This is a genomic window from Hahella sp. KA22 (genome assembly GCF_004135205.1).
Taxonomy (GTDB): Bacteria; Pseudomonadota; Gammaproteobacteria; order Pseudomonadales; family Oleiphilaceae; genus Hahella.
Window position 1 is genome coordinate 339,212 of record NZ_CP035490.1, and the last position, 13,397, is coordinate 352,608.

Annotated in this window: 10 protein-coding genes; 8 read left to right on the forward strand and 2 right to left on the reverse strand. The window is 52.4% G+C overall.

Annotated elements, in window-relative coordinates:
* Window positions 1-25: 25 nt before the first annotated feature.
* From EUZ85_RS01575 to EUZ85_RS01610, 8 genes are all read left to right on the forward strand, one after another.
* The gene (locus tag EUZ85_RS01575) at window positions 26-3,655 is read left to right on the forward strand and encodes an ATP-binding protein (RefSeq protein WP_127974204.1); all 3,630 of its coding nucleotides are present in this window, start codon (window positions 26-28) and stop codon (window positions 3,653-3,655) included.
* Window positions 3,656-3,784: 129 nt separating this feature from the next.
* The gene (locus tag EUZ85_RS01580) at window positions 3,785-4,423 is read left to right on the forward strand and encodes a hypothetical protein (protein WP_011400536.1); all 639 of its coding nucleotides are present in this window, start codon (window positions 3,785-3,787) and stop codon (window positions 4,421-4,423) included.
* Window positions 4,423-4,965: a hypothetical protein gene (locus tag EUZ85_RS01585; protein WP_127974205.1), complete on the forward strand. Its 543-nt coding sequence runs from the start codon at window positions 4,423-4,425 to the stop codon at window positions 4,963-4,965. The genes EUZ85_RS01580 and EUZ85_RS01585 overlap by 1 nt, the downstream gene beginning before the upstream one ends.
* 75 nt (window positions 4,966-5,040) lie before the next feature.
* On the forward strand, window positions 5,041-6,066 hold the full coding sequence (locus tag EUZ85_RS01590) for a substrate-binding domain-containing protein (protein ID WP_127974206.1): 1,026 nt from the start codon (window positions 5,041-5,043) through the stop codon (window positions 6,064-6,066).
* Window positions 6,067-6,346: 280 nt separating this feature from the next.
* Window positions 6,347-6,901: a DUF4190 domain-containing protein gene (locus EUZ85_RS01595; protein ID WP_127974207.1), complete on the forward strand. Its 555-nt coding sequence runs from the start codon at window positions 6,347-6,349 to the stop codon at window positions 6,899-6,901.
* Between the two features lie 204 nt (window positions 6,902-7,105).
* A complete protein-coding gene (locus EUZ85_RS01600; RefSeq protein WP_127974208.1) occupies window positions 7,106-7,336 on the forward strand; it encodes a DUF2061 domain-containing protein in 231 nt (76 codons plus the stop codon).
* Between the two features lie 35 nt (window positions 7,337-7,371).
* Window positions 7,372-10,044, forward strand: coding sequence for an aconitate hydratase AcnA (gene acnA, locus EUZ85_RS01605; protein WP_127974209.1), 2,673 nt, complete (start codon window positions 7,372-7,374; stop codon window positions 10,042-10,044).
* Window positions 10,045-10,345: 301 nt separating this feature from the next.
* On the forward strand, window positions 10,346-10,612 hold the full coding sequence (locus EUZ85_RS01610; protein ID WP_127974210.1) for a hypothetical protein: 267 nt from the start codon (window positions 10,346-10,348) through the stop codon (window positions 10,610-10,612).
* A gap of 136 nt (window positions 10,613-10,748) precedes the next feature.
* Here the strand turns inward: EUZ85_RS01610 and EUZ85_RS01615 are convergent, their stop codons facing one another.
* Window positions 10,749-11,375: a PEP-CTERM sorting domain-containing protein gene (locus EUZ85_RS01615; RefSeq protein ID WP_127974211.1), complete on the reverse strand. Its 627-nt coding sequence runs from the start codon at window positions 11,373-11,375 to the stop codon at window positions 10,749-10,751.
* Window positions 11,376-11,968: 593 nt separating this feature from the next.
* Entirely contained in the window at window positions 11,969-13,309 is a 1,341-nt protein-coding gene (locus tag EUZ85_RS01620) for a hypothetical protein (protein WP_127974212.1), read from the reverse strand.
* Window positions 13,310-13,397 lie beyond the last annotated feature (88 nt).

The following is a 13,397-nucleotide window of genomic DNA, read 5'->3' on the forward strand; positions in this document are numbered from 1 at the left end:
CCATCATCAGTGATTTGAGAGCACCATGTTTCTAAAGAAATGCATCTACGTTAACTGGGGCAACATCCCCAACAGCGAATTCGATTTCGGCCCTATCAACCTGCTTTCCGGGGGCAACGGGTCCGGTAAAACCACGTCGGCGGACGCCATTCAAACAGTGATGACCGCCGCCCACGATTACCTGTTCACCTATAACCCGGGCCAGGATGAAACCACGCAACGGGGTCGCGGCGGCAAGCAGGTGCGTACGCTGTCTTCCTATGTGCTCGGTTGCGACGATGGCAGTTTCGCCCGTCTGGAGCCTACCGAAGGCTATATCGCCGCCTGTTTTCACCCAACGACGGGCGAGTCCGCCGAGCCCTTCACCGCCATTATCTGTTGCCGCGCCCACATCGATCAGGCCGGCTCCCAGCGGGTGGCGCGCCAGGACGACCTGTTCTTCCTGATATTACCCGGGGCGGAAATCAGCCTGTCCGATCTGCAGGGCGAAGACGCCAGCGGCGACAAATTCGTCATGCCCATGGACAAGATCGTGGCGCGCCTGCGCAAGAAATTTGAAGTGGAGAAATACGATACCAAGAAAGGTTATCTAAAACGCCTTTACGGCATTCTGCGCGGCAAATCCCATGAGGTGCCCGAGCGGGAGGCGATGAACGCCGCACGCGCATTCTCCCGTTTCATGGCCTATAAGCCGGTGAAAAGCATCAATGATTTCGTCGCCAATGAAATCCTGGAAAAGAAAGACTTAGGCGAAGCGATCCGCTCCGTCTCCGATCTGCTCAAAACCATCCACGGTATGGAGAGCGACGCGTCCCGCCTCAAGAACGCCATTCGCATTCTCAGCGACGTTACGGGCTATGGCGAGAGCTATATTCAACGCTGGATCGATTTGAACGTCTGGCAATATGTCGCCGCGCGCCACCAGTATCTGACGGACCAGGAAGCCTATCTCACCGCCAAGAAGCAGCAAAAGTCCTTGCAGGATGAGAAAGTCTCCAACCAGCAGGAACGTGATACGCTGGAAGCCCGGCATGATCAAATCGAGGGCCGTTTGCTGGAGCTGACCGCCAAACGCATGGGCCATCAGCCGCTACAGCAGAAAGATGAGCTGGAGAAACTGATCGCCGCCAATGGCCGCGCCCTGCATGAACAGGCGCCGGGGCTGCTGGAGCAGAATCATCGTCTGGATTCCATCTTCCAGGCGACCAATAACATCATCAGCCTGATGAAAAACCAGAATATCCTGGATGACGTACCGCGTCTGGGGCACAAGGATGTCTGGGCGGGGGCCCTGGAGTTCAGCCAACTGAAACAGCACGGACAGGTGGATTTCGCCGCCCTGCTGGGACGCGACTGGGTGGATATATCCCCACTCGAAAGCCACCTCGATCAGGCGTTATTAATTCAGCAGAAAGCCAATCAATGGCAGCGCCAGTGGCACGATGGAGAAATCAGCGCCGACGGCGTCAGCTTGCGCGACCAGGTCAGTCGCGCCCTGCACCGGCGCGAAAGCCTGAATCAGAAACTGGAGCAGCAGCGCCATCAGAAACAGGCGGAAATCGAAAGCCTGGAGACGCGTCAGGTCACTTATCCTTACCACGTGAAGACAGCGTTAGAAGCAATTCGCAGGGAATGCCCCGAGGCTGACCCCCGAGTGCTCTGCGATTACGTTGAGATCAAAGACCCCAAATGGCAAAACGCCATCGAAGGCTATGTCGGCGGCGGCCGCTTCTCGATTCTGGTGGAGCCGGAATACGAAGCTCGCGCCACCCGCATCCTGCGCTCCCTGAAAGGCGGCGGACAGGCGCGCGTGATCCAGGGCGAGAAAGCCCGCCGCGATTGCGAGCGCATGAATCTGGACAAAGATTCCATTATCCACGTCATGGAGTTCAGCCACGCCACCGCGCGCTACTACATTACCGCCAGCTACGGCAACGTACTGCGGGTGCGTTCGGAGGAAGAGTTGCGGATGACCCGTCGCGGCGTCACCGCTAACGGCCTGGGCTCCGGCTCTTACAGCATGTTCCGTTGCGATGTGGCCGACAGTGAGCTGGTATTTGGCCAGGAGGCGCGGGAACGCGCTCTGGATGCAAAGAGAGAAGAGCTGCAGCAAATCCGCATCGAACACCAACGCGCCAGCGAGCAGTGGCAGGAATTGTCCAATCTGTTGCGCGCCGCGGATCAGATCAAGCCGCTGTCCTACGCCGATCGCCTGAAAGCCATGCTCGACATTCACCGGGAGCTGCGCGAAGCGGAAGATCGCTTGGCCCATCTCGACCTGGCCGACTTCGAACAACTGGAGCAAGAGCTGGAGCAGCTCAAGCAACAGGACAAAGAACTCAAGCAGCGTATTGAAGTCCTTCTTAAGCGGGAAGGCAGTCTGCAAACCGAGCTGGCGCAGAAGGCGGATCTCTGTAAAGCGCTCAGCGAACGTAAAGACGCTTCGGAAACCAAGCAGGACGAGAAAGAAGAGTCTCTGCGCTCAATTGTGTCCCTGTGGCCGAATTTCGATAGCGAAGCGCGTCTGCAGGAAGCGGATCAATGTGCGGAAAGCATCCGTTCCGATCAGCTGCATCTGGAGTTGCAGGATACTCAATCCAATATCGAAAGCCTGGCGCGACAGTTCGAGAACAAACTGATTGAGCACAACCAGACGAGCAATCCGCTGGATCAGATCGCCTATCTGCCTGACTATGACCAGATGCACAACCGCGCCTTCTTCAGCCGCATTTGTGAAGTCAGCCGGGAAATCGACAAAATTCGCAACCGCCTGAAAAACAACATTCTGGTGGAGAAACAAGAGAAGCTGACGCAGTTGAAACTGGCGTTCAACAACACTTTCGTCACCCATCTCTGCCACGCCATCTATCAGGCCATCAATGACGGCAAGAAGATCCTGGAGGACATGAACCGCGAGCTGGAGCACCATCGTTTCGGCGCCGATCGCGAATCCTTCCGCTTCGACTGGACCTGGGTGCCGGAATTCAAGGAATACTGGGATTTCTTCAAGGAAATCATCGCCCTGCCCAATCTCGGCGAAGGCGCGACGCTGTTTGACGCAGAGTTGTCGAAGAAAGCCTCGCAAGTGCGCGATCGCATGATGGCGATGTTGCTGTCCGACGACGAGCAAAAAGCGATGCGGGAACTTGAACGCATCTCGGATTATCGCAACTACCGCAATTACGAGATCTACAAGGAGCCGCAGGGCAAGCAGCCGATTCCGCTGTCTCAGTATGGCACCGGCAGCGGCGGCCAGTTGGAGACCCCGGCTTACATCATCCGCTCAGCGGCGATCACCTCCGCATTCCGCTTCAACGAGGGCGACAGCCATCTGCGCATGGTGCTGGTGGACGAAGCCTTCTCGAAAATGGACGAAACACGCTCCCGCGAGGTCATCAATTATCTGACCCAGACCCTGGGCCTGCAGCTGGTATTCATTATGCCAACCAGCAAATCCGGCCCCTTCATGGACCTGATCAGCAACCAATTCGTGTTCACCAAATGCCCCACCACCCGCCCGGTTGGTGAACTACAAACCCGCGTTCTGGTGGACAGGCAAAAATGCAATCAGGAAAAAATCGCCGAACTCTGGGCCAACCACCGCAAACAGATCCGCCACCAGTTCGCTCTGGATTTTATGGAGGAATTTGGTTAATCCCCAACAAACCGAGACTATACCATTTGGGAAATTAAACATTTAGAACATGGACGTTACTATCACTAGTTTTAGCTCTCTAGAACTCTAGAGGGGAACAACAGCGAATATAGTTTACAAGGATGAGACATGTCCAAAGTAGAGTTTTTTGTTGGCGGTGGTGGAGATAAAAAGGACTGGATAACAACTATAGCAGCCCCAACCAATTTGATGGAAAGCGTCAAAAATTATCGTCAAAAATCCGCGCCTAATATTACCTGCTATTACTACGGTCACGAAGAAGAAACACTCATCCTGACTAATATTAAGTCTAAGTGGAAATCAGGCGAATACAAAAGCATACGGTTAACAGGCCATAGCTGGGGAGGGCAAGCCGTTATGGACATAGCCCAGCAGCTTTTCAGTCTAAGCATTCCTGTTGACGAACTCATTACTTTAGATCCAGTTTCTTTATGGCCGTTCAGCAAAGTAATGGTTGCCAAATGGGTGAATATCTATATAAAACAGTCACTCATAGATAATACTATCGGAAAAATCCCTTTGGTTGGCAACATTGCCAGTAGCTTACTATCCCTACCTTCTTTAGCTACTCAATCCGGTAGATCCGGCGGCTATATAGCTAATGTAGGAGGACAATTAGGAGAGGAAAATGGCGCTTATAATATTGAGTTGGATGTGACACATGCAGATGCGTTGTTAATGTATAAGAAAGCCCGTGAAGAGATGAGCCATGCTCCTCTAAACCCTAAAGTTATAGGCGTCAAGTAATGATTCGAGTGAAAGATATTTATATGTTACTGCCAGCTCTATCAATTTACGCAGGGCTTAGCGGTTGCGCCAGTGAGCAGGTACTCATTACCGATCCTACTGTTGCAGTTGCCCACATTTCCAAAGGGAATCAAAGCCTGGATTTATTTCCAGGCCGTTATCTCAGTATCGCATTTAGCGCCAATAGTGAGCATATCGATACACGCGATCCACTTTTGCAAGTTCGGGCGGAACTTTTTAAAGATGGCCGCTCGGTGGGCAGTTCAATCGCGATGGGTCCGTATGTCATTAGCAATAATCAAATCGATGAGCGACATTTTAATGGTCAGCGTTATATCGCCTTCGATTTCTCCAATCTAATGGTGGAATCAGACCATGGCGAAATTTCCGTTGCCTTGGCTGAATCCGATTTTGACAAAGTTGAGTTCCAACTCCGATATCCTCTCATGGGAACTGGTTTTAAATTCATCAGTAACCCTGTTTCCTTCTCCAAAACAGAAATTCTGAACTCGCTTAAACTGCCCCCAGTCAAGTACGAGTAGCTTAAGCCGTCAATTTCACGGGAATTGCTCCATACTTAGAGACAATACTGGGTTCAATGAGTTTTGGAGACGCACATGGACAGTCGATCTTGGCTCTTTGGGATGCACCTCATCACCGCACTGTCGCTATCCCTGGCCGCATTTCCGACGCAGGCCGCCGGACGCATTTTCGGCATCGCCGGCAAGAGCGTGGAGGACATCAATTTCATCAACGCCTGGAAAGGGTGTGAAGAGGAGGCCCGCCTCAATGACGACACCTGTATTCATATTGGAGAAGTCGGTCCCGCACATTTTCGCACTCAAGACCGTGAGCTGCTGGAGGCGATGGATCGACGCATTGACGGCATTGCCGTTTCCGTCACCAATTCTGAATACCTCGCTGCAAGCTCTTTACGAGCTGCTTCAGAGCGCGGCATTCCCATCATTACCTTTGATTCCGATCTGGAAAAGCCTCACGCCTACTTGCGTAGCGCTTACGTAGGACCCGACAACCTGGGCTTTGGACGCAATCTCGCCACTCAGGCCATGCGTCTGCGACCGCAAGGCGGCGCTGTTTGCCTGATGAGCGGCGGCCCTTACAACCCAAACCTTAATGCGCGCTTGCGGGGCGTGCGGCAGGTGCTTAGCGGAGATGACGCCTTTCCCGCAGATCGCAAACTCTCTGGCGAAAACGGATGGCATGAGCCTGTTCGCTGTCCTTGGTACAACTGGGATAAATACGATCGCGCCCTGCTGCAAATGCGGGAGGCGATCTATAACAAGGACATCAATGTATTCCTCTCCGTCGGTTCATGGCCGCAGATCGACCTCAATCTTTATCGGGAAGTCATGATGCCGGCGAAGGCTGAGTATCTTGATTCGCTCAACAAGATAGTTGTCATAGGCATAGGCACGCCACTGCCAGAACAGCTAGATCAGTTGAGTGAAAGGCTCGTCCACGCCTTTGTTTCCATTGATTTCGAGGAAATGGGACGAATCAGTTACCGCTATTTGAAAAAGCTCTCAGAGGGAGAGCGAATTCCTGAAATCACTTATACGGAAAACCGCATCTACCGCTGGGACGATCCCGCCATTATGGAAAGACGCGTCACCAAGGAGTGATCTACATAGACTTCGACGTACTTATTTGCTTCATAACGCGCAGGGCGGACTGGCCACATCCGCCCTCTTCTCGTCTCCTCTTTTCCGGCGGCATTAGCAGTCCATCCGCTCCGAGCAGTACGACGCTTTCTCTCTGATTCTATTTGTATTTTTAGATAAGACGACCTAACGCCCCTAGGGTTTTCCCCAGGCTACTTCCGCTGTTTGCGTCCGTTACACTAACCGGCTCCCTATTTTCCAAATGACGCATATAGAGTTCCAGCAGACGTAGGTGACAGATATGGACGGAGTAGTGCTTGATATCAATCATAACAACCGCGAAGGCGTGTTGAGATGTCATCAAGGCAACCGTTACGCCTTCAGTCTGGCTGAGTGGAAAAGTCAGGAAGCGCCGCGACGGGGAGACAAAGTGGACTTCCTTCCCTTAGGTACGCTGGCGACAGAAATCTACTTTCTGGAAAGAGCCGCCACGGCGGAACAGCCCTCTGCGCCAAGCGCGTCGGCGCAAGCGACAGGCCCTGCTCCCGCCGCGCAAACGGCGCCGCCATCGCAACCAAGAGAGCGTCCCAGCGTAAGCCCCTCATCCGACAAAGCCACGTTTTCCCACACATCTGGATTGGCCGTCACCAGCTTTATCTTCAGCCTCATCGGCCTGTTCTTCTTTGGCTCCCTGGTAGCGATCATCTGTGGACATATTGCGCTCCACAAAATTAGGGAAAGCGCTGGCGTGCTGACCGGCGCGGGGCTGGCTATCACTGGTTTAGTGCTGGGTTATCTTGGGCTGTTAGGCACTATCTTATGGATTGGTTATCAGGCGTACCATCAACAGCTCTGATGCTCATCTGCTTTCTGTAGCAACATTTCATTCCGGCGCACATTATTTACGACCCCTAGCGATTTACGCCCCCTACCGCGCTCTCCCGCTTCCGATTAATCCTCTCAATCGGAAGCATAGTTATGATTACTTTTTCAAATAATGAGAATCATTCTAATCTAGCCATAACAAACATACGGCTACCGTGGTACGGGGGAGTCAGACATGGTTAAAACGTTTACCTTCGCCATCATCCATTTCAGCGTCGCCTTCACTGTAGGGTACCTGTTAACCGGCGATCTCATCGTCGGAGGCGCTATCGCATTAGTGGAGCCACTGTGCAACACTGTAGCCTATTTCTTTCATGAAAAGGCCTGGGAACGGTTCGGCCGGTTATCCAAGCCCGCCTCCTCTCCCGATGCAGCAGTACATGGAGCCGGCGCCGCAAGCGGTTAACCTTCCTTCCCGACCAGGCGGACCAAGGAGGCGCCATGAACAGTTTTAACACTCTCTCCGATTTATCCGTCGGAGACCGCAGCTACCGCATACATCTACTAAGTTCGATGCCGGCGGAATATAAAGTCGAACGGCTGCCTTATTCCATCAAGATTCTGCTGGAGAATCTGTTGCGGCGAGAAGATGGCTATAGCATCACCAAAGATGACATCGCCGCTCTTGCGCAATGGGACGCTAACGCCCAGCCCAGCGCACAGGTTGCGTTTACGCCGGCGCGGGTTGTATTACAGGATTTCACCGGCGTTCCGGTGGTAGTGGACCTGGCCGCCATGCGCGACGCGATGATGAGTCTCGGCGGCGACCCCAAATTAATCAATCCCCTCGAACCTGTTGATCTGGTCATTGACCACTCCGTGATGGTCGACTATTTCGGCGACAACGACGCCCTTGCGCGCAACACTCAAATTGAATTCGAACGTAATGAAGAACGTTACAAGTTTCTGCGTTGGGGACAAAAAGCGTTTTCCAACTTCCGAGTAGTGCCTCCCGGCACCGGCATCGTGCATCAAGTAAACCTGGAATATCTGGGACAGGTCGTGATGCAAAAAGAAATTGACGGTGAATGGTTCGCCTACCCTGACACCCTGGTCGGTACGGACTCTCACACGACAATGATCAATGGTCTCGGCGTATTGGGCTGGGGCGTTGGCGGCATTGAAGCGGAAGCCGCCATGCTGGGGCAACCAGTCAGTATGCTGGCGCCGGAAGTCGTGGGCTTTAAATTCACCGGCAAGCTCCCCGAAGGCGCGACCGCCACAGACCTCGTCCTCACTGTCACGCAAATGCTGCGTAAGAAAGGCGTGGTGGGTAAATTCGTCGAATTTTACGGCGATGGACTCGATCACCTGCCCTTGGCTGATCGCGCCACTATCGCCAATATGGCGCCTGAATATGGCGCCACCTGCGGCATATTCCCTGTGGATAAAGAGACTTTAGCCTACCTCAGGCTTTCCGGCAGAGAAGACAATCTGATCAATCTGGTGGAAACCTACACCAAAGCTCAGGGACTATGGCGGGAAACCGGAGCCAGCCCGGCGGAATATAGTGAAACTTTGACGCTAGATCTGGGCTCAGTCATACCCAGTCTGGCTGGCCCCAAACGTCCCCAGGACCGCGTCGCACTCTCCGACGCCAAGGAGTCCTTTGAAAGCACCTTGAAGGATTATCTGGACTTGAGCCCCGCTTCCGACAGCAAGACAGAGCAAGGACACAGCGGGGAGTCCCATCAACTCCAGCATGGAGACGTGGTGATCGCCGCGATTACATCCTGCACTAACACGTCTAACCCAGCGGTCATGCTGGCGGCGGGGTTAGTGGCGAGAAATGCGCGGCAGCGCGGGCTAAACGTCAAACCCTGGGTAAAAACCTCCCTCGCGCCCGGTTCTCAGGTCGTGCCAGCCTATCTCAAAGCGGCGGGGCTAATGGATGATTTGGAGGCGCTCGGCTTTAATCTGGTCGGATTCGGCTGCACCACCTGTATCGGTAATTCTGGTCCGCTGCCGGAGGCGGTTCAAAACGCCATCCGCAAAGACAAACTCATGGTGGCGTCGGTGCTATCCGGTAATCGCAACTTCGAAGGCCGCATACATCCAGAAGTGCGCGCCAACTATCTGGCCTCGCCGCCACTGGTGGTCGCCTATGCTCTGGCTGGCTCCATGCGCATGAATATTTATAAAGACTCCCTTGGCAAGGATAAAAATGGCGAAGATGTCTATCTGAAGGATATTTGGCCTTCTCAAAAAGAGGTCGCCGATCTCATCGCCGCCACAGTTTCCTCAGAGCGCTATCGCAGCCAATACGCAGATGTCTTTGCAGGGACTGACGCTTGGCGCGCGTTGCCGGTTCCAGAAGGTAAAACCTATGACTGGCCCGACTCCAGCTACATCAAGAAGCCGCCGTTCTTTGACGGCATGACCCTATCGCCACCGCCTTTGCCAATAATTGAACAGGCGCGGGCATTGGTGAAAGTGGGCGACTCCATCACCACCGACCACATCTCCCCCGCCGGTTCCATCGCGCCAGATAGCCCCGCGGGGAAATATTTACTCGAATGCGGCGTTGAGAAACGGGATTTCAATAGTCTCGGCAGCCGTCGCGGCAATCATGAAGTGATGATGCGCGGCACCTTCGCCAATGTCAGATTGCGCAACCAACTGGCGCCGGAAACCGAGGGGGGCTGGACAACACACTGGCCCAGCGGCGAAGTCATCAGCATTTTCGACGCCGCTTCACGCTACCGGGAAAACGGGACTCCGCTGATTGTCATCGCCGGAAAAGAATATGGCTCTGGCTCAAGTCGCGATTGGGCCGCCAAAGGGGTCAGTTTGCTTGGCGTGCGAGTGGTGCTGGCGGAAAGCTATGAACGTATTCACCGTTCCAATTTGGTTGGCTTCGGCGTCTTGCCTCTCCAGTTCAAAGCCGGTGAGTCCGCACAGACATTAAACCTCAACGGAGAAGAAACTTACTCCTTCGGTTCTCTGGAAGATTCACCCAAATCAATTAGTGTCACTGCCGTAGATAAAGAAGGCTCGAAGAAGACTTTCGACATGGACGTACGCATTGATACGCCAACGGAGTGGGATTACTACCGTCATGGGGGAATTCTGCAGTATGTGGTGCGAGATCTCGCCAGCAAGTCGAAGTCCTGAAGCTCATGCCACGTTCAAATCGCGTTAAGAGATTATCCAGGCCGCACGGCGACGCCGCAGCGGCCTGCGTGGGCTTTCGCCTCTCATACGCACACCATTTCGAACACTTAATAACCAGTTTAAAAAATATTGATAACTTAATGTTTTTATATCATATTCATACAAGTGTTATTTGCCGCGTCCTTGTGGCCATGGCGCCATTCCCTAACGCTGAGAGAGGCGGCATCACGACTAAGCCCGCCTGTTAAGTCTGGGAAGTTCGACTCAAAATCAATACTCAGCATGATCAAGTACGGTGAACATGACCACCAAGAAAACATCTCTGGAGTTTGAACGACAGCTGTTTCGCATGGTGCGGGAAGCCAGGTGTATCGGGCGCTCTAATGGCGTTTTCAAAGTCGGCCCAGAATTCTCCACGAAACGAATTGAAAATGTGTTAAGCCGGCTGGGATACAGCTTCGCCTCACACCGATCAGAAAAAGAAGACGGCGTTTACTGGGAGCTTTGCCTGATGGTTCCAGAGATTCTGGAAGAAAGAATTATCCCGACGCATTTGCGTTCAATGTGACGAGACGTCGGAAAAGGAGCGAGTACTTCATGGCGCCAACGCAGTAGCGCACTCTCGCAAAATGGAAAGGGAGTTTTTGAGCTAACTCCTGGTTCAGGCCGACGTCTCCGCCGGCCTATTCCATCGGTAAGGTCGGTTACGCTTGAGAAGATCTCCTGCGCATCGACAAACCGAGCATGCCCAAACCTAACAGTGCGAATACTCCCGGCTCGGGAACTTCGCTGGTCTCAGCCGCGTCTTTGTCCTTACTGGCGATTCCTGTGAAAAAGAGTTCGTCCAGACTGTAAGTTTCAAACAGCGCAGCAAAAGAGCCTTCCAGGAACTTGATCGAAGAGAAGCCTTGATCCAGAGCGAAGCCCCAGAAAGTGCCGCTCAACGTCGGAGCCATTTCTTCGACAACCTTGCTGCCGTCCAGCAGCTCAATTTCCATCTTGATGCCGGTCCCCTCTCCTCCGGGGCCCGCCAAGTCCCAAATGCCGCCAAAAGAGGTGGCGCCGCCTTCAAAAGTGAAAACGGTTGGGGCATAGGTGTCGCTAACACGGTCATAGAACTTCCCGCCGCTGACCGTGGAGTGGCTCCATCCTGAAGAAATACTTAGTCCTGAGGTTAACGCGTCCCGGTCGAAGCTTTCGACCTCATAGGCTCCTGTTGTTAACGCCCAAGCAGCTTGATCCGTGTAAATGTCTACAATGGCGGCTTGAGCAGACCCTACAAAGGCCACTGCACTACTTGCTAGAAACAATGCATTAATAACCTTGTGCATGGTTACTCCTTATAATTTTGATTTTGGAGTTACCCGAAAGGCACAAAGTATTCCCTGGTTTAAAAATATAATAAAAAACATATCGTTATATTTTTAACCAATATAAAAGTATATTTTCTCAGTAAAGTTAATGGACACAGCCTTTAGATATAGGCCTATCAAAATTTAATCAGCCGATCACTGAATATTAAAATGGCCACAAGAAAGATATAGACCTTAAGAAATAATCCCAATATTTTCATGAACAGCATATATAGACTTTTTGGATTATTCTCTAGGGATTATATTTTTGATTTTATTCAATCAAACCTTTATATATAGATAAAAACCCAATAAAGATAACAATAAATCACATATTTTGGCCGAGGTTATCGCCGATTAAACATACAGTTATTCTCTAATGAGATCTCCCGGGAATAACGGCACAATAATCGTCAATATTTTTTACACTTGAAGTTTGCGTGCTAAAAACAAGTTCCTCTCGCCTTTTAACCTGGGAGACTGATCACAAAACCAACAGGAAAAAGGGGTAGGAGCAGCAGCTTTCCCCTAACCAAGGTCTTGTGCGACCATGACGCGCAGTGAAAAACAGATCAAACCATATCCAATGCGACAGGAAATCTCCGCAGATTTTCATCCAACGACTTTATCCGTTCCGGGCTATCGCCTCGGAAGTAGCAGTAGAGTCTAGGCGTTTTATCCGCATTATCGCCTTCTAATTGATAAGGATTGCGAGAGCTTCCCTGAGGTGCGGACAGATAATCGCTGATGGCGTACAAATAGTGCTGGTTCAACAGATGCCCCCAGGCGTCGATATCCGTACGCAGATAGAGTGGGCCGTCAATATCAATGATAGATGAACCGGCTTCTCGCAACGGTGAGATGACGCCAAGGCGGGCGACCAGATCATACTGATTGGCGAAGTTTTCGATATAAGGCAACGCGGTAACGCCGCCGCCCATCTCAATGGGCATATTTACTTTGGCGATATAGGTCATGGTATTGGCGCAATTAGCGAAGGTATATACCTCAAGCTTCTTGAGCAATTTAATGGCGTAAGCGTTAAAGCCGCTCTTATCCATGAGGCCAAATTGATCCGGGGTTAGATGAGCCAACGCCAAGCGATCAATAAATTCCAGATTCGCCCAGTCATTGCATTCCGGGTTATCTTTCAGTTTCTGCAACGCTTTCAATGCACGACTGATTGCACGCAACACATTGGCCGCGATGATGGTTCCTTGTGAATGACAGAGCAGCACCACCCGATCCAACGCGGGATTTTTCATCGCCTCCAGCAATGCTATCGTCGCCTTAACGTCTGGTTCAGTCATGGCCTGGGGGATCTCCAGATCGGGATCAATCTTGAAGCTTTTTCCGACTGCACACTGAAACAAATCCAAGAGAAACGAGCTGGTCTGATTGTGGATAACCGTCACCGGGCGCTGAAACATCTGGCTGATCAACTGCGAGTTAAGCTCTGCAATGGGCTTGTTGGTCAGAATGCCGTTGAGGAAGAACCAGCGTTCGTGACTGAATGAGGTGACGGAATCGAACGGGTCCGTCTGCTGAAAATAGCCGCTTGGCCGCCAGAACAGGCGGTTGATGAAAGGTGGAAGAAAGGTTCGCGCCCATTTGTTGGGCAGGTGTGAGTGGGCCGGAATATTGGCGTCCGCCAGAAATCCGAGCGTACGCTTTAAACGCCAAAGGTCGAGAATAGTGTATTCGGACAGTTCGCGATGGGGCGGCGGCCAGCTTGATATCGGACCAAAAATGGATTGCAGGTAGAACGGCGGAAACATCTTAAGCGCGCCGCCGACCACCTTCGCCAAATCGCTCCAGGCGTTTTCTTCGGGGAAGGGAATAAAGTTGGGTTCAGTATAGCCGGACTCCTGTTCGGCTTTACTGATTACGGGGCTGATTGTTGTCGCGGCCATCACACACTCCCTGCGTCTGGTTGAGCTTTCTTAATCGTAGTCCCGCTTCGCGGCGGCGCCAAACCGACGTCCGCCGCACCGCATTCCG

What these genes read in the sequence shown, in the direction of transcription:
- EUZ85_RS01615 (WP_127974211.1), bottom strand. Translation starts at nt 11,375, where the DNA reads ATGCACAAGGTTATTAATGCATTGTTTCTAGCAAGTAGTGCAGTGGCC.
- EUZ85_RS01600 (WP_127974208.1), top strand. Translation starts at nt 7,106, where the DNA reads ATGGTTAAAACGTTTACCTTCGCCATCATCCATTTCAGCGTCGCCTTC.
- acnA (WP_127974209.1), top strand. Translation starts at nt 7,372, where the DNA reads ATGAACAGTTTTAACACTCTCTCCGATTTATCCGTCGGAGACCGCAGC.
- EUZ85_RS01610 (WP_127974210.1), top strand. Translation starts at nt 10,346, where the DNA reads ATGACCACCAAGAAAACATCTCTGGAGTTTGAACGACAGCTGTTTCGC.
- EUZ85_RS01590 (WP_127974206.1), top strand. Translation starts at nt 5,041, where the DNA reads ATGGACAGTCGATCTTGGCTCTTTGGGATGCACCTCATCACCGCACTG.
- EUZ85_RS01595 (WP_127974207.1), top strand. Translation starts at nt 6,347, where the DNA reads ATGGACGGAGTAGTGCTTGATATCAATCATAACAACCGCGAAGGCGTG.
- EUZ85_RS01585 (WP_127974205.1), top strand. Translation starts at nt 4,423, where the DNA reads ATGATTCGAGTGAAAGATATTTATATGTTACTGCCAGCTCTATCAATT.
- EUZ85_RS01580 (WP_011400536.1), top strand. Translation starts at nt 3,785, where the DNA reads ATGTCCAAAGTAGAGTTTTTTGTTGGCGGTGGTGGAGATAAAAAGGAC.
- EUZ85_RS01620 (WP_127974212.1), bottom strand. Translation starts at nt 13,309, where the DNA reads ATGGCCGCGACAACAATCAGCCCCGTAATCAGTAAAGCCGAACAGGAG.
- EUZ85_RS01575 (WP_127974204.1), top strand. Translation starts at nt 26, where the DNA reads ATGTTTCTAAAGAAATGCATCTACGTTAACTGGGGCAACATCCCCAAC.